Genomic DNA, 20232 nt, shown 5'->3' on the forward strand with positions numbered 1-20232 from the left:
ACTGAAGAGGCCGGGGGAGACCCCGGCCTTTTTTTGTTGCAGCAGTCATTCGGTAGTGCCGGCCGCTGGCCGGCAACCGTGTGGTGCCGGGGGAGCCGGCCAGCGGCCGGCACTGCCTATTCCGCGGTGGCCGTATCGCCCTGCAGGCGCAGGGTGGCCAACACGCCCAGGCGCAGGCCGGGCAGGTCGCCGTCGGCCGGCAGCAGGATCGGTTGCTGGCGGATGCCGCCGAAGTGCTTGACCTGGAACAGCACGTCCAGGCCGTGGCCGCTGCTGCCCCCCCCACTGGCCGCCGGCGCTTCGGCGCGGCCGCCGGGATTGCGCCGGGCCGGCTGGAAACCCGGTGTGCTGCGCACCAGTTCCACCGTGTTGGCCGAGAAATCGCCGGCAATCAGGCTGGGCATGCCTTCGGCGGTGGCGCCGATCCAGGTCATCAGGTCGCTGGTCTGGTGCTGGCGGGCGGTGGCCTCGTCCGGGTCCGGGCGCAGCCGCGCCACATAGATGTTGACCAGCGCCTCGCCCAGCTTCAGCCGCATCATGCCGGCCGCGCTGAAGGTGCCGGGAGGGTGCAGCAGGGTCACGCCGTCCTCGCTGACCGGCAGCCGGGTCAGCATGGCGTTGCCATGCCGCAGTGGCTGGCTCGGCGGATCGGCGGTAACGAAGTCGCAGCTGTAGCGCAGCCGGCTGGCCAGCCAGCAGGCCGGGTTGCGGCCCTGCTGCTGCAGCACCTGCTGCACCGAGATCACGTCCGGTTGCAGCTCGGTCAGCAGCTGTGCGACCTGCTCGCGGCGCTGCTTCCATTGCGCGTCATCGCGGCTGGGCAGTTCCAGCGCGGCCACGGTCAGTTGCCGGGGCTCGCTCTCGCTGGCGGCGGCCGGCGCCTGCGGGCGGGCCTGTGCCTGCAACGCCAGCAGCAAGAGACAGCTGAGCAGGAGGCGGGCGTGGGCGAGGGGGCGCATAACGATAAGTTTACGCTTTTGTCGTGCAGGTGCCGTGACTTCCGGCACGGCCGGGATGGCCTGCCATGGATTGGCACCGTTGTCATGCAGCCCTGCAGCGTGCTTCGCAAGCCCCGGTTCCGGTAACCTTGCGCCTTTCGCTTTGCAGGAATGCCTTACAGGATGAGCCACGACGCAGTCGCCCCCATCGCCGGCCAAGGAAAGATGCCGCGCCAGATTCCGTACATCATCGGCAATGAGGCCTGCGAACGGTTCAGTTTCTACGGGATGCGCAACATCCTGGTGCAGTTCCTGATCACCTCGCTGCTGCTGCAGGAAATCACTGCAGAAGGCCGTGCCGGTGAAGCCAAGGACATCATGCACAGCTTCATGATCGGCGTGTATTTCTTCCCGCTGCTCGGTGGCTGGCTGGCCGACAGGTTCTTCGGCAAATACCACACCATCCTCTGGTTCAGCCTGGTCTACTGCGCCGGCCACCTGTGCCTGGCGCTGTTCGAGAACAGCCGCGAAGGCTTCTTCCTCGGCCTGGGCCTGATCGCGCTCGGCGCCGGTGGCATCAAGCCGCTGGTGGCCTCGTTCATGGGCGACCAGTTCGACCAGAGCAACAAGCACCTGGCCAAGATCGTCTTCGACGCCTTCTACTGGATCATCAATTTCGGCTCGCTGTTCGCCTCGCTGCTGATTCCGCTGGTGCTGAAGAACTGGGGCCCGCAGTGGGCGTTCGGCATCCCGGGCATCCTGATGTTCATCGCTACCTTCGTGTTCTGGCTGGGCCGCAAGCGCTACGTGCTGGTGCCGCTGCCGCCGAAGGATCCGCATTCGTTCGCCAACGTGGTGCGCACCGCGCTGACCGCGCGCGTGGCCGGCCAGGGCCGTCCGGGCCTGGTGATCGCTGTGCTTGGCCTGGTGCTGGCGGTGGCCTCGTTCGGCCTGGTTGGTTCGCTGGGTATCGTGATCTGCCTGTGCCTGGCGCTGGTGGCCATCCTTGCCGGCATCGGTGGTGGCACCTGGCTGCAGCTGGACCGCGCCCGTGGCCAGCATCCGGCCGAAGCCGTGGAAGGCGTGCGCTCGGTACTGCGCGTGCTGGTGATCTTCGCGTTGACCACGCCGTTCTTCTCGCTGTTCGACCAGAAGGCCTCGACCTGGGTCCTGCAGGGCCAGCAGATGCAGATGCCGAGCTGGTTCACCGCCTCGCAGATGCAGGCGCTGAACCCGCTGCTGGTGATGATCCTGATTCCGTTCAACAACCTGGTGCTGTACCCGGCCCTGCGCCGCTTCGGCTTCGAACCGACCGCGCTGCGCCGCATGACCGCCGGCATCGCCTTCAGTGGCCTGGCCTGGATCGTGGTGGGTGGCATCCAGGTGGTGATGGACGGCGGCAATGCCATGTCGATCTTCTGGCAGATGCTGCCGTACGCGCTGCTGACCTTCGGTGAGGTGCTGGTCTCGGCCACCGGCCTGGAGTTCGCCTACAGCCAGGCGCCGCAGGCAATGAAGGGCGTGGTGATGAGCTTCTGGAACCTGACCACCACCATCGGCAACCTTTGGGTGCTGCTGTCCAACGCGGCGGTGCGCAACGACACGGTGACCCACCAGATCGCCGGCACGGGCCTGAGCGAGGCGGCGTTCCTGATGTTCTTCTTCGCCGGCTTCGCCTTCGTCGCGGCGTTGGCCTTCGGTTGGTACGCGAAACGCTATCGTATGGTCGACAACTACCGTAGCGCCTGAGCCTGACATGACCCCCGTCAATCTGCTGTTGATCGCCATCACCGCCATCCTGTCGTGGATGGCGTTCAACAACCGCAAGCTGGCCGACCGCCTGATCCTGTGGCCGCCGGCCATCGACCGTCACCGCCAGTACGACCGGCTGGTGACCTATGGCTTCATCCACGCCGACTGGTCGCACCTGATCTTCAACATGATCACCCTGTTCTTCTTCGGGGGATTCATCGAGAGCGTGATGGTGCAGCTGACCGGCAGCTACCTGACCTACCCGGCGTTCTACATCGGCGCGCTGCTGGTCTCGATCCTGCCCAGCTACCTGAAGAACCAGAAGAACCCGAACTACCTCAGCCTCGGGGCGTCCGGGGCGGTGTCGGCGGTGCTGTTCGCCTTCATCCTGATCAAGCCGTGGTCGATCATCCTGGTGTTCTTCATCCCGGCACCGGCGATCATCTATGCCGCGTTCTACGTCGGCTACAGCATCTGGATGGACAAGCGCGGCGGCGACCGCATCAACCACAGCGCGCACCTGGCAGGTGCGGCGTTCGGCGTGATCTTCATGCTGGCCATGCAGCCGAGCATCTTCAACCACTTCCTGCGCGAGCTCTCCAACCCGACCTTCCGCCTCGGCGGTTGATGCAGGTAGCGGGGCGGATCGGGCCCGATCCGCCCCGGCCGGGTCAGGCTGCGGTCTGCTGGCCGTAGGTATCCAGCAGGCGGGCGAACACTTCCTCGCCGATGCGCTGGAAATCCTGATCCTCGGTCTGCCCTTCCACCGCCAGTTGCAGCAGGCCCTCCAGCAGGGCGCGGTCGGTATCGGAATGGGAATTGCTGGCGTGCATGGGAGCCTCCACGGTGGTGCGCATGGTCAACGGTCGCAAGGGTCGTGCCAGCCTGGCCGTACCCCTCCATAGGCGATAGCGGCCGGCCCGCCTCCAGCTTGAGGGGCGAAAACTGACGTGAATGGACTGGACTTGCCCCTGTTCAGGCTTCACGCGATCATGGCGCCCGGCTGCGCACCATCCACGCAGTCGCCGCAGGAGACAGTTCCATGGCTTCGGTCACGCCCCCCGGTCTGGCCTACGAGGTCGAACACGACCTGGCCAACCACCGCTTCACCGCCCGTGTGCGAGGACAGCTGGCGGTGCTGGACTACCAGATCAAGCGCAAGCGCATGGTCATCACCCACACCGAGGTGCCCGAGCCGATCGCGGGCCGTGGCATCGCCGGTGAGCTGACCCGTGTGGCGCTGCGTTTCGCCCGCGAGCAGAAGTACAAGGTGGTGCCGGCATGTTCCTACGCCGAGGCTTTCCTGCAGCGGCACGAGGAGTACCACGACCTGCTCGTTGGCTGAATGCCAGCGGGCCACGCTTCAGCCATGGCAGGCGATGATGTACAAACATGAACAGGGGATCCCGATGAAGATTGGAAACAACCGGCCACTGCACGGCAGCGTGCTGGCCGGCGTGGTGGGCGTGCTGTTGCTGGCCGGTTGCCAGCGTGAAAGCGAGCCGGCACCGGCGACCGACGCGGCGCCCGCCGCCGAAGCCACCGCCGCAGGCGAAACGCCGGCCACGGACGCGCCGCTGGACCTGCGCGACGTGATCGAGAACAACGAGCGCGAAGTGGTGGGCATCAGCTACCCGGCCGGCATCGACCGTTATCCGGGCCTGGCCCGCGCGCTGCAGAGCTATGCGACGAGCGCGCGCAGCGACCTGCAGCAGGCGCTGGACGGGCTGGGCAACGACAAGCCGACCATGCCCTACGAGCTGTCGCTGAGCTTCGAGAAGCTGCTGGAAACCCCGCAGCTGGTGGTGGTCAGTGCCGATGGCAGCCGCTACACCGGTGGCGCCCACGGTGAACCGCTGGTGGCCCGCTTCGTGTGGCTGCCGCAGCATCAGCAGATGCTCCGCGCCGAAAAGCTGGTGGCCGACGCCAAGGGCTGGAAGGCAATCAGCGATTTCGTCGCCGACCAGCTGCGCGAACGTGTGGCCACGCGCCTCAGCGGCGAGGACATGGACCCGGCCCAGCTGCAGGAATCGCTGCGCAATGCATCGCGCATGATCGCCGACGGTACCGGCCCGCAGGCCGACAATTTCAGCCAGTTCCAGCCGCTGACCGACGACAAGGGGCAGATCACCGCGCTGCGCTTTGTTTTCCCGCCGTACCAGGTGGGTCCATACTCGGACGGCACCCAGACCGCCGATGTACCGGCGGCGGTGCTGTTGCCGCACGTGGCCAAGGACTACGTGGAGCTGTTCGCACGCGGTTGACCGCAGTCGAGGAGGTGGCGTGGATACAGGGTTGCAGGAGCGGGTCGCCGGCCTGCTCCACGAAGCCGGGGTCCGCATCGGCGGCACCCAGCCACAGGACATCCAGGTGCATGACCCGCGCTTTTTCGCGCGGGTCATGGGCCACGGCTCGCTCGGCCTGGGCGAGAGCTACATGGAAGGTTGGTGGGATGCCAACGTTCTGGATGAATTCCTCGTCCACCTGATGCAGGCGCACCTGGATGAGCGGGTGCACGGCTGGCGCGAAGTGGCAGACGCGCTGAAGGCGCGCCTGTTCAACCTGCAGGCGGGGCAGGGCAGCTACGAAGTCGGTCGCCGCCATTACGACCTCGGCAATGATCTCTACCAGGCCATGCTCGGCCAGCGCCTGGTCTACAGCTGCGGCTATTGGCGCAACGCTGATGACCTTGATGCAGCGCAGGAGGCCAAGCTCGACCTGGTCTGCCGCAAGCTGGGCCTGCGCCCGGGCCAGCGCGTGCTGGATATCGGTTGCGGCTGGGGTGAAGCGCTGAAGTTCGCCGCCGAGCGCTATGGTGTCAGCGGAGTAGGCGTGACCATTTCGCAGGAGCAGGCCGAGTTCGCCCGCGAACTGTGTGCGGGCCTGCCGATCGAGATCCGCCTGCAGGACTACCGCGAGCTGGACGAACCGTTCGATGCGATCTTCTCGATCGGCATGTTCGAGCACGTCGGTGACAAGAACTACGGCAGTTTCTTCGAGGTGGCCAAGCGCTGCCTGTCACCGCGCGGCCTGCTGCTGTTGCACAGCATCGGCACCAACATCTCCCGGCATCGCACCGATCCGTGGATTGCGCGCTACATCTTCCCCAACTCGATGCTGCCATCGGCGGTGCAGATCACCAGGGCGTTCGAAGGCCGTTTCGTGCTGGAGGACTGGCACAACTTCGGCACCGACTACGACCTGACCCTGCAGGCCTGGCGACGCAACGTGGAAGCGGCGTGGCCACGGCTGGATGCGCACTACGACGAGCACTTCCGCCGCATGTGGCGCTTCTACCTGGCCGGGTCGATGGCCACCTTCCGTTGCCGGCACGCGCAGCTGTGGCAGCTGGTGCTGTCGCCGGAGGGCGTGCCCGGTGGGTACGTGGCACCGCGCTGACAGCCAGTAGATCCACGCCATGCGTGGATGGACGATACCGGGGTTCATGGCCCGGAAGGATCGCGCCGACCAACGGTCGGCACCCACCCGTAGATCCACGCCGTGCGTGGATGGTCCACAAAAAAAAACCGCCCGGTCTCCCGGGCGGTTTTCGTTTCAGGCGACTGCGCGGGCGATCAGTTGCCGGCGCCGGTCAGGCCACGCTTTTCCAGCAGCGGTTCGATCTGCGGCTCGTGGCCGGCGAAATCGCGGAACAGCTGCATCGCGTCGACGCTGCCGCCCTTGGACAGCAGGGTGGCGCGGAAGTGGTCGCCGTTCTTGCGGCTCAGGCCGCCGTTGTCCTTGAACCACTTCTGGGTGTTGGCGTCGAGCACTTCCGACCAGATGTAGGCGTAGTAGCCGGCCGAGTAGCCGCCCATGATGTGGCTGAAGTACGGAGTCTTGTAGCGCGGCGGAACCGGCGCATAGTAGATGCCGTCCTTCTCCAGCGCGGCGCGCTCGAAGGCCATCACGTCCTTGGCCGCCGGCACCTGGTCCGGGCCGATCTGGTGCCAGTTCTGGTCCAGCATCGCCGCACCCAGGTATTCGGTGGTGGCAAAGCCCTGGTTGAACTTCGATGCGGCAATCACCTTGTCCAGCAGCGCCTGCGGCATCGCCGAACCGTTCTGGTAGTGCTTGGCGTAGTTCTTCAGGATGACCGGGTTGTCCGACCACATCTCGTTGACCTGCGACGGGAACTCGACGAAGTCACGCGGCACCGAGGTGCCCGAGAAGTACGGGTACTTCACGTTGGAGAACATGCCGTGCAGGGCGTGGCCGAACTCGTGGAAGGTGGTGTTCACCTCATCCCAGGTCAGCAGGGTCGGCTGGCCGGCCGGCGGCTTCGGGATGTTCAGGTGGTTGGCGACCACCGGCTTGAAGCCGGTCAGCTTGGACTGCGAGACGTAGGAGTTCATCCACGCACCGCCACGCTTGGAGGCGCGCGCATACGGATCGAAGATGAAGATCGCCAGCTGGCTGCCGTCGGCGTCGAACACGTCGTAGACGGTGACGTCATCGTGGTAGACCGGCAGGTCGGTGCGCTGCTTGAAGGTCAGGCCGAATTCCTGGCCGGCAGCGTAGAACACGCCGTTTTCCAGCACGTTCTTCAGTTCGAAGTACGGCTTCAGCTGCGACTCGTCGAAGTTGTACTTGGCCTGGCGCACCTTCTCGCTGTAGAAGGCCCAGTCCCACGGTTCCAGCTGGAAGGTCGGCTTGCGCGCGGCCTTCTGTTCCTTGTCGATCATCGCCTGCAGGTCGGCGGCTTCGCGCTTGGCATTGGCCACCGCGGCCGGAGCCAGCTTGCCCAGCATCGTGTTGACCGCTTCCGGGGTCTTGGCGGTCTGGTTGGTCAGGTTGTAGGCGGCGAAGTTCGGGAAGCCCATCAGCTTGGCCTTGTCGGCACGCAGCTGCATGATGCGTGAGACCAGCGCGGTGTTGTCGAACTCACCGCCGCGGCTGCCGCGGGTGGTCGAGGCTTCGTAGATCTTCTGGCGCAGGGCGCGGTTGGCCAGGTTGGTCAGCGGCGGCTGGCCGGTGGTGTTGAGCAGGGTGATCACGTACTTGCCTTCCAGGCCACGGGCCTTGGCGGCTTCGGCGGCGGCCGCGATCTGCTCCTTGGACAGGCCAGCCAGCTCCTTGACGTCGTCGACGGTGATCGCCGAAGCGTTCACTTCCGACTGCACGTTCTGGCTGAACTTGGTGCCCAGGTTGGCCAGCTCGGCGTTCATCGCCTTCAGCTTGGCCTTGTCGGCCTCGGACAGCTTGGCACCGGCGCGCACGTAGTTGTCGTAGTACTTCTCGACCAGGCGCACGCCTTCGGCGTCCAGGCCCAGCTGGCTGCGGGTGTCGTACAGCGCCTGGATGCGGGCGAACAGCTTGCCGTTCAGCGCGATCGCATCGCTGTGCGCAGCGAACTTCGCCGAGTAGTCGGCCTGCAGCTTCTTGCGGGTGTCGTTGGTATCGGCGCCGACCAGGCTGAAGAACACGGTGGTCGCACGGTCGAGGATGTCACCGCTCTTTTCCAGGGCGATGATGGTGTTGTCGAAGGTAGGCTTGGCCTTGTTGTTGGCGATGGCCTCCACTTCCTTCAGCTGCTGCGCCATGCCGGCGTCGAAGGCCGGGGCGAAGTCGCTGTCCTTGATCTTGTCGAACTGCGGGAAGTGCAGCGGCAGCGGGCTTTCGGCGAAGAACGGGTTGGCCTGCTGGGCGGTGGTGCTGGCGGCCGGGGTGGCGGCGCCGGCCGAGAAGGCGGGCAGGGCAAGGCCGAGGGACATGGCCACGGCAAGGGCAAGTCGAGTGGTCAAGGTAGAAGCTCCGGTAAGGCAAACAAGGGCCCGAGGGTAACCCGGCCGGCGGCGCCTGCACTTGTGTCAAAAGGCATGTTGCCGGGGCCGGGCGCGGGTACCATGCAGTCACCGCCCACGGCCCGCCATCATGACCACCGCCTACGATTTCAGCTTCCGCGACCTCGACGGCCAGCCGCAGGCGCTGGCCCGGTACCAGGGCCACCCGTTGCTGCTGGTGAACGTCGCCAGCCGCTGTGGCTTCACCCCGCAATACACCGGGCTGGAACAGCTGTGGCAGGACTACCGCGAGCGCGGCCTGGTGGTGATCGGCTTCCCGTGCAACCAGTTCGGCGCGCAGGAACCCGGCGACGCCGCACAGATCCGCCAGTTCTGCTCACTGGACTATCCGGTCAGCTTCCCGCTGTCGGAGAAGATCGAGGTCAACGGCGACGGTGCCGACCCGCTGTGGGCGTGGCTCGCGCGCGAAAAGCGTGGCCTGCTCGGCAGTGCCCGCATCAAGTGGAATTTCAGCAAGTTCCTGGTCGACCGCCAGGGGCGGGTGGCGTCGCGGCATGCGCCCACCACCAGGCCGGAGCAGCTGCGCGGCGAGATTGAAGCGCTGCTGTGAGATGAACCGAAAAAGGGGACGGAGGGGATTAAGTCGTTTGTGCACAAACGACTTAATCCCCTCCGTCCCCTTTTTGCTTACTTCTCGACGAACGCGCGCTCGAACACGTAATGGCCCGGCTGGCCGATGCGCGGCGAAACCTGGAAACCACGGGCATCGAGCACAGCGCGCAGGTCGGCCAGCATCTGCGGGCTGCCACAGATCATCGCGCGGTCGTTTTCCGGGCTCAGTTCCGGCAGGCCGAGGGTGCGCTGCATCTCGCCGCTTTCCATCAGCGAGGTTAGGCGGCCCTGGTTGGCGAACGGCTCGCGGGTGACGGCCGGGTAGTACAGCAGCTTGTCGCCGATCATCTCGCCCAGGAACTCGTGCTCACGCAGTTCCTTCTCGAAGTAATCGCGGTAGGCCAGATCCTTTTCGTAGCGCACGCCGTGGCAGAGGATCACCTTCTCGAAGCGCTCGTAGGTTTCCGGGTCCTTGATGACCGACAGCCACGGCGCCATGCCGGTGCCCGTGCCCAGCAGGTACAGGTTCTTGCCCGGGTGCAGGTCGCTGATCAGCAGGGTGCCGGTGGGCTTCTTGCCGACCAGCACCTTGTCACCCGGCTTGATGTGCTGCAGTCGCGAGGTCAGCGGGCCGTCCTGCACCTTGATGCTGAAGAACTCCAGGTGCTCTTCCCAGTTGGCGCTGGCGATGGAATACGCGCGCAGCAGCGGCCGTGTCTCGGTTTCCAGCCCGATCATCACGAACTGGCCGTTCTCGAAGCGGAAACCGCTGTCGCGGGTGAGGGTGAAGCTGAAGTAGGCATCGGTCCAGTGACGGACCTCAAGCACCGTTTCGGCGCCAAAAGCGGAGGACATGGGCGTATCTATCGGAAGTCGTCGGGGGTGATTCTATCTCAAATGAGACAGGTTCTCATTAGGCGGAACGAGAGGCGTTCTCAGCGGTAACCGGCCGCCTGCAGTTCGAACAGCTCGGCGTAGCGGCCGCCCTGTGCCATCAGCTGCTCATGGGTGCCGCTGGCCTCGATCCGGCCATCGGCCAGCACCAGGATGCGATCGGCCATGCGGACCGAGGAGAAACGGTGGGAAATCAGCACTGCGGTGCGATTATCCGCCAGTTCCCTGAACCGCTGGAACACCTCGAACTCACTGCGCGCATCCAGCGCTGCCGTTGGCTCATCCAGGATCATCACCTGCGCATTGCGCATCCATGCGCGGGCGATGGCGATCTTCTGCCACTGGCCACCGGACAGGTCCACGCCCTGCTTGAAGCGGCGGCCGATCAGCTGGTCGTAACCGCCGGGCAGGTCGTCGATCACTTCCTCGGCCATGCCGCGCCGTGCGGCGTCGGCGATGCGCGCCTGATCGGCCATCGCCTCGACCTGGCCGACGCCGATGTTCTCGCCGGCACTGAGGTTGTAGCGCACGAAGTCCTGGAAGATCACCCCGAGGTTGGCGCGCAGGTCGTCCAGGTCGTAGTCGCGCAGATCGCGCCCATCGAGCAGGATGCGGCCCTCGTCCGGTTCGTACAGCCGCGCCAGCAGCTTCACCAGCGTAGTCTTGCCGGCGCCGTTCTCACCGACCAGGGCCAGCACTTCGCCGGCCTGCAGTTGGAAATCGAGGTGGCGCACGGCCCATTGCTCGGCATCCGGGTAGCGGAAGCCGACGTTCTCGAACACGAAGCCCTCGCGGATCGGCTGCGGCACGCGCACCGCACCTTCGCGCGAGTGGATTTCCGGCTGGATCTGGAAGAACGAGAACAGGTCATCCAGGTACAAGGCCTGGCTGGCCACCTGCGAGAACCCGATCAACAGGCCTTCCAGCAGCTGGCGTAGGCGCAGGAAGCTGCCGGCGAGGAAGGTCAGGTCGCCGATCGAAAAGTCGCCGCGCACCGTGCGCCACGCGATGTAGGCGTAGGCGGTGTAGTAACCCAGCGTACCCAGTGCGGCCAGCAGCGTGCCCCAGAACGCGCGGCGCCGGGCCAGGGCGCGGTTGGCCTGGAACAGCGCCACCGACAGCCGCCGATAGCGCTCCACCAGGAAGCGGTGCAGGTTGTAGATCTTCACTTCCTTGGCCGTTTCCACGCTGGCGCCGAGCTGGCGCAGGTAGTCGAGCTGGCGGCGCTCGGGCGTCCACTGGAAGTTGAGGCTGTAGCCGGCCGCGTTGAAGTGCGATTCGCCGATGAAGGCCGGCACCAGTGCCAGCGCCAGCAGCAGGATCAGCCACGGCGCGTAGACCAGCAGGCCGACGGCGAGGCTGGCCACGGTGATCGCGTCCTGCACCTGGCCGAACAGCTGGCTCATCAGGTTCATCCGGCCCATGGTCTGGCGTCTCGCACGGTCCAGCTTGTCCTGCAGGTCCGGGTCTTCGAAGTCCTCCAGGTCCAGCGTTGCGGCGTGTTCCATCAGCCGGATGCTGGTGACGTTGGCGAACAGTTCCGAGAGCAGCGCATCGGCGTAGCTGACCAGGCGGCCGAGCAGATCCGAGGCGATGGCCAGGCCGAATTCCAGCGCCAGCAGGCCCAGCAGTGGATTGAGCACGCCACTGGACAGTGCCTCGCCCAGCGGCGGGAAGCCCGTATCGTGCTGGCTCAGGTGCAGGGCGCTGTCGATGATCAGCTTGCCGACGTACAGCATCGCCACCGGCAGCAGTGCACGGATCAGGCGCAGCCCCAGGCTGGCCAGGGTGAGCGCGGGGCTGGTCTGCCAGACCATGCGCAGGAACGGCGGCAGGTTGCGCATCGCCTTGAAGCGCTGGCGCAGGCTGGGTTTCTTCGCGGCGGCAGCGCCAGCGGTGGGGGTAGCAGGCATGCGCGTATTGTGCGCGCCTGATACGTGCAGATGGGGTCAGTGCAGCCGTGTGGCCGCGCCGGGGTCAGATCCCTTTGCAATGCGAAAGGGGGCGGCCCACCACATCCACGCCTGGCGTGGATCTACCGTGTCGACCGAGGTCGACACCTACCAACAGCACCAGGGAACTGTCGAAGGCGGGGTGGGTCAGCTCGCAGGGGCGTGAGCCGCATGGATGCGGCGACCGAGCTTACATGGACGTACTTGCAGCGTCCCCTGCGACCTGACCCACCCTGCCAACCCGCAGAAGAGCCAGCTTTTGCCGTTGCTCCAGCGGTTGCTCTGGCCTCTGCGGGTGCCGGGCGGCAGCCCGGCCGCCCCCCTTTTACGGCAGCGGCGGCAGCAGCCCCGCACCCAACCGGTTCCAGGCGTTGATCACCGCGATGCCCATGCTCAGGTCGCTGATGCCCTTCTCGTCGAAATGCGGTGCCAGTGCATCGAACGCCGTCTGCGACGGTGCACCGTCGGTCAGCCGGGTCAGTGCCTCGGCCCAGCCCAGCGCCGCGCGTTCGCGCGCATCGAAGAAGCGGCTTTCGTGCCAGGCGGGCAGGGTGTCCAGCTTGCGCGGCTCGATGCCGCCCTTGCGCAGCGCGGTGCCGTGCATGTCCATGCAGTAGCCGCAGCCGTTGAGCTGCGACACGCGCAGGAACAGCAGTTCCATCAGGGTCGGATCAATCGAGCTTTCATGCACCGCCTTGCTGGTGGCCAGCAGGCCCTTGAAGGCCTCGGCGGCCAGGCGGGTATAGGGAACGCGGGGAGAGGCGTGGTTCGACATCGTGGGCTCCACGGCGGCCACGATGGCCGCCTTTCACTACAAGGACGCCGCACCGTCATCGCGCGTGACAACACCCGGCAGCTTTTCCGGATTCAACACGCTGTACACGTTGGCGATGCGGCCATCGACCACCTCGATGGTGGTGACCGAGTGCAGGCGATCACCGACAAAGCGCAGGATCGCCGGCTCGCCGTTGACATAGCCCAGCTGGGCCGGATGCACCGCGCCGCGGCGGGCGATGGCCCAGAACAAGCGGCCGATGCGTTCGGCACCGAGCAGGGGCCGCACCGCCGCAGTGACCACGCCACCGCCGTCGGAAACCAGTACGGCGTTGGCGTGCAGCAGGGCCTGGATCGCTTCGCTGTCGCCGCGCTGCGAGGCGTCCATGAAGCGTGCGAGCAGCTGCCGGTGCTGGCTGGCGTCGGCGTTGAAGCGCGGCCGCCCGGCCTGCAGGCGCTGCCGCGCGCGGTGCACCAGTTGCCGGCAGTTGGCCTCGCTGTGGCCGAGCAGGTCGGCGATCTCGCGGTAATCGTGATCAAAGGCCTCCTTCAGCAGGAACGCGGCGCGTTCCTCAGGGCCGAGCTGTTCAAGCAGGGTCAGGAAGGCGACCGAGACGTCGTCGGCCAGCGCATGCAGCTGCGCCGGGCCGGGTGCCGGGTCGGGCTCCAGGCTGACCGCCAGCGGTTCGGCCAGCCATGGGCCGACGTAGTGCACGCGCTCGCGTTTGGCCGCGCGCAGCCGATCCAGGCCGAGCCGGGTGGTGGTGGTGACCAGCCAGGCTTCGGGGTCGCGGACGCTGGCCGGGTCGGCGCCCGACCAGCGCAGCCAGGCGTCCTGGACCACGTCTTCGGCGTCGGCGCGGCTGCCGAGCAGGCGGTAGGCGAGGGCCATCAGGCGCGGACGGTGGGTCTGGAAAGCGGTTTCAGGGTTCATGTCGACCAGGACGCCGGGAAGGGAGCACGCGTGACAGGGAGTGTGGGGTCAGAGCTCCTTGCAGGGGATCCGACCCCGAGATTGTGATCCTGCGGCCGGGGGAGGGGGTAAAATGGGCGGATTACCCCCGCCAGCCTCCAGCAAGCGAGCAAGTCGTGACATCGATCAAGCAGGAAGACCTCATCCAGTCCATCGCCGACGCGCTGCAGTACATCTCGTACTACCACCCGGTCGATTACATCAAGAACCTTGCCGCCGCCTACGAGCGCGAGGAGTCGCCGGCCGCGAAGGAAGCGATGGCCCAGATCCTGATCAATTCGCGCATGTGCGCCGAAGGCCACCGTCCGATCTGCCAGGACACCGGCATCGTCACCGTGTTCCTGGAAATCGGCATGGACGTGCGTTGGGACGACGCCACCATGGGCGTGGAAGACATGGCCAATGAAGGCGTGCGCCGCGCCTACATGCACCCGGACAACAAGCTGCGCGCCTCGGTGCTGGCTGATCCGGCCGGCAAGCGCATCAACACCAAGGACAACACCCCGGGCGTGGTCAACGTCAAGGTGGTGCCGGGCAACACGGTCGATGTGATCGTCGCCGCCAAGGGCGGTGGTTCGGAAGCCAAGACCAAGTTCGCCATGCTCAACCCGTCCGATTCCATCGTCGACTGGGTGCTGAAGACCGTGCCGACCATGGGCGCCGGCTGGTGCCCGCCGGGCATGCTCGGCATCGGCATCGGTGGCACCGCCGAGAAGGCGATGCTGCTGGCCAAGGAAGCGCTGATGGAGCCGATCGACATCACCGAGCTGCAGGCTCGCGGTGCCTCCAACCGTATCGAAGAGCTGCGCCTGGAGCTGTACGAGAAGGTCAATGCGCTGGGCATCGGTGCGCAGGGCCTGGGCGGCCTGACCACCGTGCTCGACATCAAGATCAACGACTACCCGACCCACGCGGCCAACCTGCCGGTGGCGATGATCCCGAACTGCGCGGCCACCCGCCATGCGCACTTCACCCTGGATGGCAGCGGCCCGGTGATGCTGGACCCGCCGTCGCTGGAAGACTGGCCGAAGCTGACCTACGACGCATCCAAGGGCACCCGCGTGGACCTGGATACGATCACCCCCGAAGACGTGGCCAGCTGGAAGCCGGGCCAGACCCTGCTGCTCAACGGCAAGCTGCTGACCGGCCGCGACGCCGCGCACAAGCGCATGGTCGACATGCTCAACAAGGGCGAGCAGCTGCCGGTCGATCTGAAGGGCCGCTTCATCTACTACGTCGGACCGGTCGATCCGGTGCGTGACGAAGTGGTGGGCCCGGCCGGCCCGACCACGGCGACCCGCATGGACAAGTTCACCCGCCAGGTGCTGGAGCAGACCGGCCTGCTGGGCATGGTCGGCAAGGCCGAGCGCGGCCCGGCGGCGATCGAAGCGATCCGTGACAACAAGTCGGCCTACCTGATGGCCGTCGGTGGTTCGGCCTACCTGGTGTCCAAGGCGATCAAGGCGGCCAAGGTGGTCGGCTTCGCTGACCTGGGCATGGAGGCGATCTACGAGTTCACCGTGCAGGACATGCCGGTGACCGTGGCCGTCGACTCCACCGGCGAATCGGTGCACAAGACCGGCCCGCGCGAATGGCAGGCCCGCATCGGCAAGATTCCGGTCGTGGTGGAGTAAGTCCTCCCGCTCCGTCTCAGACAACGGCGCCTGTGTGGCGCCGTTGTTGTGTGCGGGCCGGATCAACGATCCTGCCATCGTCTGCCTGCTAGTCTCGGCGCGACCTCACACAGGACGTGTCGATGACCCTGCTTCGATACATCATGGTTGGCGTCGTGATGGCGCTGGCCGGCTGCAGCACCCCGGCATCGTACGAAGGTGCGGATTTTTCCGCGTCCTCGCAGTGCCGAATGCAGTGCCAGGCAGGCTACCGCAGTTGCATGGCACAGGGCGATTCCATCGGCGGCCGCCAGAGCAGCTGCGAACAGCAGCTGGTGCCAGCACCAGACAAGCGCTGCAAGGACGTTGCCAACCCCGAGCTGCGCCGCGCCTGCGAGCTGAAGGCGCATGACTGCACGATGCGCGCGCCGATGATGTCCTGTGGCGAACGCCGCGATACCTGCATGAGCAGCTGCGGCTGAGCAACGGCCCTCGCACGGGCGCATAATCGGCCGGCCCACCTGCACAGGATCCGCCGCATGAGCACCACGCTGTATGGTTCGACAAGCACCGCCGCCCTGGTGGTGCACTGGCTGCTGATCGAGCTCGGCATCGAGCATGAGTTGGTGCTGCTGGATTTCGACGCGCGCGAGCACAAGTCGGCGGAATACCTGGCACTGAATCCCGCCGGTGTGGTGCCGACGCTGCTGATCGATGGCCTGGTAATGACCGAAGCGGCGGCGATCGCACTGTACCTGGCCGACCGCCATCCGGAGGCCGGCCTGCTGCCTGAGGTGGGCACGCCGCAGCGCGCCGATGCCTACCGCTGGATGTTCTGGTGTGCCAATACGTTGCAGCCGGCCTATCGCGCCTGGTTCTATCCGAACGAGATGGCGGGTGAGGCAAACGTGGAGGCCAGTCGCGAGATGGCGCGGCAGCGCCTGGAAGCGGCCTGGCAGCATGTGGCCACGCACCTGCTGGCGCATGGGCCCTACCTGCTGGGCGCAACGCCCTGCGTGGTCGACTACATGCTGGTGATGCTGATGCGCTGGTCGCGCAACATGCCCAGGCCCAGCGACACCTGGCCGCCGCTCAAGGCGCATGCCACGGCGATGAAGGCCCGCCCGGCGTTCGCAGAGGTGTACCGCCGCGAAGGCATCACCGACTGGCGGTAACCCCAAAAGGGGACGGAGGGAATCAAGTCGCTTGTGCACAAACGACTTGATTCCCTCCGTCCCCTTTTTGGGGGTTACAGGATCTCCAGCACCGTTTCCGGTGGGCGGCACAACCGCGTGCCCTTGGGGGTGCGTACCACCGGACGGTTGATCAAATGCGGGTGTTCGGCCATCGCGGCCAGCAGGGTGGCATCGTCGGCATCTTCCAGCCCGAGTTCGGCGAACTGGGCTTCCTTGCTGCGCACCAGATCGCGCGCGCTCAGTGCCGACTCGGCCAGCACCTGGCGCAGCGTGGCCGCGTCGGGTGGGTTGCCCAGGTACTCGATCACCACCGGATCGAAGCCCGCATCGCGGATCAGCTTCAGTGCGCCGCGTGAGTTGCTGCAGGCCGGGTTGTGCCAGATCGTCACGTCCATCAGAACCACTCCAGCAGCGACACGCCCACGCCCACATAGGTGGCCTTGTGGTTGTAGTCGATCATGCTCTCGCCATAGCCGTCGAAGATCTGCACATGGCCACGCAGCAGGTTGCTGATCGGGAAGCCGTAGTCCAGCTGCAGTGCACCGTGGGAGCGGCTGCCGGTGCGCAGCGAATGGCGTGCCATCAGCGCGACCTCATGCCCGTTGCGGTTCCAGATCAGGGTCGCGTCACCACGGCCCATGTAATCCTCGATGTCCGGATTGTTGTCTTCGCTGCGGCTTTCCGGGATGCGGTACCACGGGCGCAGCACCAGCGCCCAGTTCTCGCGATCCAGGCCGATGTTGAGCATGACCCGGTTCCAGCTGCGCGAGAGCGGATCGGCCCGTCCGTTGGACTGGTGGTTGAGGCTGATGCCGGTCATGCGCCCGCGCCAGCCACCGATCGAGTAGCCGTTGCGGAACACCATCATCACTTCCGGTTCGTAATTGGTTTCGCGGAACGGGCGCGAATCCTCGCTGTTGTAGGCCTGCCAGCGCGAACTCTGGGTGTAGCCCGCCCAGATGTCGCCGTTGTCGCCGAACAGGTTCTCGGCGATCTTGGTCTTGAAGCTGATCTGGAACTTCAGCTCGGCACTGTCGAGCACCTGCGGGGTCGTCACGCTGTTGGCCGGGTTCGGCGAGTGCGGCATGGTGTTGCGGTCGCTGGTCCAGAACGCGGGCAGCAGGTACACCGGTTTGTAAGCGCGCAGCTGGAACGGGCCCAGCTTGGAGTCCTCGGCCAGCTCCCAGCGGCTATCCAGCAGCGAACCGCGGCCGGCGTTGGCCAGCGCGCTGTCCGGTGCCGCCGGGCGGAACAGATCGCTGACCCGTTCGCGCAGTTTCTCTTCGCCCTGGCTCACGCGTGCGGTCTGGCGCTCTTCGCGACGGGCCTGCGCGGCTGCCTCGGCAGCGGCGTCGGCAGCGGCGGTGGCCTGCGGGGTGTGCGCGAACAGGCGGTCATAGCAGGCCAAGCGCGCCGCGTCGGTGGTGATCGCCGCGCAGGCGGCCGGCGAGGTGTCGGTGCTGGGCACGAACTCCTGCGCGGCCAGCGGTGCACTGGCCAGGGCAAGCGCCAGCGGCGCCAGACGGGGAAGCAGCGTGGGGAGGGTCATTGCAGCAGGCCCTTCGGTGGATACGGGAATCGCACAGTGTGGCGGCTGCACCGGATCGCGGCCAGCCCCACGGTTTATGCACGGCCACGGCGTGCGCGTGGCGTGAAGGCCAGGTGGCTCAGAAGAGCCAGGCGAACGCGAACAGGCCCAGCATCGCGATCACCACCGCCAGTTTCAGTGCCAGGCCGAGCAGGATGCCGAGCCAGGTGGCCAGGCCGACCTTGGTCGAGCGGCCGAGTTCGCGGGTGTGCCAGTACTCGCCGAGCAGGGCGCCGATCAGGGGTCCGGCAAACAGGCCGATCGGCATGAAGAACAGGCCGACGATGCTGCCGACGAAGGTGCCCCACAGGGCCTTGCGGCTGGCGCCGACGCGCTGCGCGCCGACCACGGTGGCCAGCACGTCCACCAGCAGTGAAAGCAGGGTCAGCACACCCAGCGCGACCAGGGTCGGCCAGCCGACATGGGCGAAGCCGTCGGCCCAGGCCGCCAGCAGCAGTCCGATGAACACCAGCGGGATGCCTGGAAGGGCTGGCAGGACGATGCCGGCGATGCCGATCAGGACAAAAATGACCGCTAGCAGATGTAAGATGAATGAGAGTCCCATGCTGTCCCGTATGGTGTCCGTTTTGGGGTTGACAGTGAAAGATTTTGCCAGTTGCTTTTTCGTTTTGGGCGGGTTAAGTTGCAGTCGCTGAGCTTGGCAAGGTCACCGTGGATCGTGGCCTGATGAAGCAAGATCTTTCCGATCCGCTGCATCGATGCACCTCGCTTCCCCCTTGCTTGTCAGCCGCCCACCGGGCGTTTCCAACAACAAGAGAGAGTCAAAGGGAGTTAGTGAGATGGCTGAGCGCGAGACCGGTACCGTAAAGTGGTTCAATGATGCGAAGGGCTTCGGCTTCATCAGCCGGCAGAATGGCGAGGACGTGTTCGTGCACTTCCGCGCCATCGAGACCCAGGGCTTCAAGAGCCTCAAGGAAGGCCAGACTGTGAGCTTTGAAGTCGTGCAGGGCCAGAAGGGCCTGCAGGCTGACAAGGTGCAGCCGGTGTAATACCCGCCGCCCGTCGGCATGAAAAAGGCCCGCGCAAGCGGGCCTTTTTCTTTGCCGTTGGCCCGGTGCAGGTCAGCGCAGGATGACCTTGCCATTGACCACGCGCACGTAGGTGTTCTCGCGGATGCCGCCGAGATCGCGCTGGTTGACCACGATGGTACGGCCATCATCCATGCGCACGCTGATGTCATAGGTATCGCTGGTGACATTCTTCTGGATCTGGTTGCCGGCCAGGGCGCCACCGACCGCGCCTGCAGCGGCGGCGATGTTCTTGTTGCCACGGCTGCCACCGGTGTGGTCGGAGATTTCATGGCCGGCCACGGCGCCGACGATGCCGCCGAGGATCGCGCCGGTCGCGCTGGGCGCGGTGCGGCCCGAGGGCACAGTGTTGATGCGGGTGACGATGCCGCAGTCGGCGCAGCGGCCCTGGTTGTAACCGCCATTGTTGCCGTAGCCGCCGTTGTTGTAGCCGTTGTTGTAACCACCGCCGCCGTAACCGGGCGAGGTGGCACAGCCAGCCAGCGCGAGGGTAGCGATGGCGCTGGCGGCGATGAGCTGGATCTTCATGGGGCGTCTCCTGGCCGTGAAGGCGGGTGTGTTGGGTGGTACTGCGTCATGCAGCAGGGTGGAGGAATCCTCTCCTTTCGAACGTGAACAACGCGCCAACCGTGCGCGCGATGCCCGGCTGCAGGATGAATGCGCCTCAGCGGAAGTCCTGGTGGCAGGCACGGCAGTCCGCCTGCAGTGTTTCCACCACCTGGGCGAGGGCCTTGCAATCGCCTGGCGGTGAGGCCAGCGCCGTGTTGAGTTTGCCACGCAGCTGGCTGGCGTGCTGCTGGAACTGCGCACTGTCCTTCAGCCCGGGAAAGGCCAGATCCAGGTCATTGGACAGCAGGCGCAGCGCCTGCAGGCGCGGCACGCTGTCGGCCAGGCTGCAGCGGTTCTGCTGCTGGGCCTGCTGCAGCAGCTGCGACTGCCGTTGCATCACCTGCATGAGGCTGTCCGGGAACGGGTCACGGCGGGCCTGCAGGGCACGGCTGACCATCACCGTGGCGATCAGGCCGATCAGCAGGCCCAGGCAGAGCACGAACAGGTAACGATGGGCGGTGGACAGGCGGCGGGGCGGGCTGGCATTCATGCGGGCTCTCCGGGCATGCAACGGTGGGTTCGATGCCGGCGTACTGCG

22 protein-coding genes are annotated in these 20232 nt (G+C 66.1%); 10 read left to right on the forward strand and 12 right to left on the reverse strand.

What is annotated here, in order from left to right:
* Positions 1-116 precede the first annotated feature (116 nt).
* Positions 117-959 (reverse strand): endonuclease/exonuclease/phosphatase family protein, encoded by an 843-nt coding sequence (locus BKE09_RS19130; protein ID WP_075677291.1) that lies wholly within the window; start codon positions 957-959, stop codon positions 117-119.
* A 162-nt stretch (positions 960-1121) separates the two neighbouring features.
* On the opposite strand from BKE09_RS19130, the gene BKE09_RS19135 reads away from it, so the two are divergent.
* On the forward strand, positions 1122-2687 hold the full coding sequence (locus BKE09_RS19135; protein ID WP_014037808.1) for an oligopeptide:H+ symporter: 1566 nt from the start codon (positions 1122-1124) through the stop codon (positions 2685-2687).
* A 7-nt stretch (positions 2688-2694) separates the two neighbouring features.
* Entirely contained in the window at positions 2695-3318 is a 624-nt protein-coding gene (locus BKE09_RS19140; protein WP_075677293.1) for a rhomboid family intramembrane serine protease, read from the forward strand.
* 43 nt (positions 3319-3361) lie between these two features.
* Here BKE09_RS19140 and BKE09_RS23560 read toward each other — a convergent pair whose 3' ends face one another.
* Positions 3362-3523, reverse strand: a complete 162-nt coding sequence (locus tag BKE09_RS23560; RefSeq protein WP_014037806.1) for a hypothetical protein — start codon at positions 3521-3523, stop codon at positions 3362-3364.
* A 209-nt stretch (positions 3524-3732) separates the two neighbouring features.
* Here BKE09_RS23560 and BKE09_RS19150 point away from each other — a divergent pair, with 209 nt between their 5' ends.
* From BKE09_RS19150 to cfa, 3 genes are read left to right on the forward strand one after another with little or no spacing between them, the layout of a single operon-like run.
* Positions 3733-4035 carry a GNAT family N-acetyltransferase gene (locus BKE09_RS19150; RefSeq protein WP_005417588.1) on the forward strand — a complete coding sequence of 101 codons (303 nt, stop codon included), beginning with the start codon at positions 3733-3735 and terminating at the stop codon, positions 4033-4035.
* A gap of 37 nt (positions 4036-4072) precedes the next feature.
* On the forward strand, positions 4073-4954 hold the full coding sequence (locus tag BKE09_RS19155; RefSeq protein ID WP_075677375.1) for a DUF3298 and DUF4163 domain-containing protein: 882 nt from the start codon (positions 4073-4075) through the stop codon (positions 4952-4954).
* A 19-nt stretch (positions 4955-4973) separates the two neighbouring features.
* Entirely contained in the window at positions 4974-6089 is a 1116-nt protein-coding gene (cfa, locus tag BKE09_RS19160) for a cyclopropane fatty acyl phospholipid synthase (RefSeq protein WP_075677295.1), read from the forward strand.
* Positions 6090-6265: 176 nt separating this feature from the next.
* Here cfa and BKE09_RS19165 read toward each other — a convergent pair whose 3' ends face one another.
* A complete protein-coding gene (locus BKE09_RS19165) occupies positions 6266-8434 on the reverse strand; it encodes a M3 family metallopeptidase (RefSeq protein ID WP_075677297.1) in 2169 nt (722 codons plus the stop codon).
* Positions 8435-8564: 130 nt separating this feature from the next.
* Here BKE09_RS19165 and BKE09_RS19170 point away from each other — a divergent pair, with 130 nt between their 5' ends.
* Positions 8565-9044 carry a glutathione peroxidase gene (locus BKE09_RS19170; RefSeq protein ID WP_075677299.1) on the forward strand — a complete coding sequence of 160 codons (480 nt, stop codon included), beginning with the start codon at positions 8565-8567 and terminating at the stop codon, positions 9042-9044.
* Between the two features lie 77 nt (positions 9045-9121).
* Here BKE09_RS19170 and BKE09_RS19175 read toward each other — a convergent pair whose 3' ends face one another.
* The 4 genes from BKE09_RS19175 to BKE09_RS19190 all read right to left on the reverse strand — a co-directional run bounded on the left by BKE09_RS19175 (position 9122) and on the right by BKE09_RS19190 (position 13600).
* Positions 9122-9901: a ferredoxin--NADP reductase gene (locus BKE09_RS19175; RefSeq protein ID WP_075677301.1), complete on the reverse strand. Its 780-nt coding sequence runs from the start codon at positions 9899-9901 to the stop codon at positions 9122-9124.
* Positions 9902-9981: 80 nt separating this feature from the next.
* Positions 9982-11853 carry an ABC transporter ATP-binding protein gene (locus BKE09_RS19180; protein ID WP_075677303.1) on the reverse strand — a complete coding sequence of 624 codons (1872 nt, stop codon included), beginning with the start codon at positions 11851-11853 and terminating at the stop codon, positions 9982-9984.
* Positions 11854-12217: 364 nt separating this feature from the next.
* Complete coding sequence (locus BKE09_RS19185; RefSeq protein ID WP_075677305.1) at positions 12218-12667, reverse strand: carboxymuconolactone decarboxylase family protein; 450 nt, start codon at positions 12665-12667, stop codon at positions 12218-12220.
* 36 nt (positions 12668-12703) lie between these two features.
* Positions 12704-13600, reverse strand: a complete 897-nt coding sequence (locus tag BKE09_RS19190) for an RNA polymerase sigma-70 factor (protein WP_075677307.1) — start codon at positions 13598-13600, stop codon at positions 12704-12706.
* A gap of 155 nt (positions 13601-13755) precedes the next feature.
* Between BKE09_RS19190 and BKE09_RS19195 the strand changes: the two genes are divergently transcribed.
* The 3 genes from BKE09_RS19195 to BKE09_RS19205 all read left to right on the forward strand — a co-directional run bounded on the left by BKE09_RS19195 (position 13756) and on the right by BKE09_RS19205 (position 16427).
* Positions 13756-15273, forward strand: a complete 1518-nt coding sequence (locus tag BKE09_RS19195; protein WP_008268808.1) for a fumarate hydratase — start codon at positions 13756-13758, stop codon at positions 15271-15273.
* Positions 15274-15395: 122 nt separating this feature from the next.
* Entirely contained in the window at positions 15396-15734 is a 339-nt protein-coding gene (locus BKE09_RS19200) for a hypothetical protein (RefSeq protein ID WP_075677309.1), read from the forward strand.
* Between the two features lie 57 nt (positions 15735-15791).
* On the forward strand, positions 15792-16427 hold the full coding sequence (locus tag BKE09_RS19205; protein ID WP_075677311.1) for a glutathione S-transferase family protein: 636 nt from the start codon (positions 15792-15794) through the stop codon (positions 16425-16427).
* Positions 16428-16501: 74 nt separating this feature from the next.
* Here the strand turns inward: BKE09_RS19205 and arsC are convergent, their stop codons facing one another.
* The 3 genes from arsC to BKE09_RS19220 form a co-directional block, all read right to left on the reverse strand.
* Positions 16502-16843, reverse strand: coding sequence for an arsenate reductase (glutaredoxin) (gene arsC, locus BKE09_RS19210; RefSeq protein ID WP_075677313.1), 342 nt, complete (start codon positions 16841-16843; stop codon positions 16502-16504).
* Positions 16843-17997, reverse strand: a complete 1155-nt coding sequence (locus BKE09_RS19215; protein WP_014037794.1) for a phospholipase A — start codon at positions 17995-17997, stop codon at positions 16843-16845. Before BKE09_RS19215 ends, arsC begins: the two co-directional genes overlap by 1 nt.
* A gap of 118 nt (positions 17998-18115) precedes the next feature.
* Complete coding sequence (locus tag BKE09_RS19220) at positions 18116-18601, reverse strand: DUF456 domain-containing protein (protein WP_075677315.1); 486 nt, start codon at positions 18599-18601, stop codon at positions 18116-18118.
* Between the two features lie 235 nt (positions 18602-18836).
* Here BKE09_RS19220 and BKE09_RS19225 point away from each other — a divergent pair, with 235 nt between their 5' ends.
* Positions 18837-19046 carry a cold-shock protein gene (locus tag BKE09_RS19225; RefSeq protein ID WP_014647720.1) on the forward strand — a complete coding sequence of 70 codons (210 nt, stop codon included), beginning with the start codon at positions 18837-18839 and terminating at the stop codon, positions 19044-19046.
* Positions 19047-19118: 72 nt separating this feature from the next.
* On the opposite strand, the gene BKE09_RS19230 is transcribed toward BKE09_RS19225, so the two are convergent.
* On the reverse strand, positions 19119-19613 hold the full coding sequence (locus BKE09_RS19230; RefSeq protein WP_005410289.1) for a glycine zipper 2TM domain-containing protein: 495 nt from the start codon (positions 19611-19613) through the stop codon (positions 19119-19121).
* Between the two features lie 136 nt (positions 19614-19749).
* Entirely contained in the window at positions 19750-20184 is a 435-nt protein-coding gene (locus tag BKE09_RS19235; RefSeq protein WP_075677317.1) for a cytochrome c, read from the reverse strand.
* Positions 20185-20232: the final 48 nt, after the last annotated feature.

The organism is Stenotrophomonas sp. TD3 (genome assembly GCF_001939825.1).
Lineage (GTDB): Bacteria > Pseudomonadota > Gammaproteobacteria > Xanthomonadales > Xanthomonadaceae > Stenotrophomonas.